The organism is Oceanospirillum linum, assembly GCF_001995095.2.
Classification (GTDB): Bacteria; Pseudomonadota; Gammaproteobacteria; order Pseudomonadales; family Halomonadaceae; genus Oceanospirillum; species Oceanospirillum linum.
Genome location: NZ_MTSD02000148.1, coordinates 1 through 422, shown reverse-complemented (window position 1 = coordinate 422; position 422 = coordinate 1). Strand labels below are relative to the sequence as shown.

The following is a 422-nucleotide window of genomic DNA, read 5'->3' as shown; positions in this document are numbered from 1 at the left end:
GGTTACCACCACGTGCTGGCATCGCATTGAAGCCATTCATCGCGTGGTTGTATAACGTGTCTTTACCTTGCTTGATACGTGGTGCCCAAGCAGCCGCATCACCTTTCTTCGGTGCGCCCGCTGCGCCAGTGTTGTGGCAAGCTGCACAAGCAGATGCGTACAGATCAGCTGGAGACTTAGCGCCACCTGCTGCTGGCGCAGGAGCTGCACCACCACAATCTTGCCCTTGCAGACAAACATCACCTACTGGCTTTAAACGTTCAGCAATAGCGTCTTTTGACATTGCTGCCGCTTGAACTGATGTGCTTAAAATCGCGCCAAATAGCACGCCCATTGCACCTGCGATCATCCCGCTGCGTTTCACTCTCACCACCTCTAATCACGGATCTGTTGCCAAAGGCAAGGTGCCTTTTTCCCAGATG

Annotated in this window: 1 protein-coding gene; it reads right to left on the bottom strand. The window is 53.6% G+C overall.

Annotation, left to right across the window (positions count from 1 at the left end; genetic code table 11):
- On the bottom strand, positions 1-364 hold a 364-nt coding region (locus BTA35_RS17050; RefSeq protein ID WP_238377638.1), incomplete at its 3' end, for a c-type cytochrome.
- Positions 365-422 lie beyond the last annotated feature (58 nt).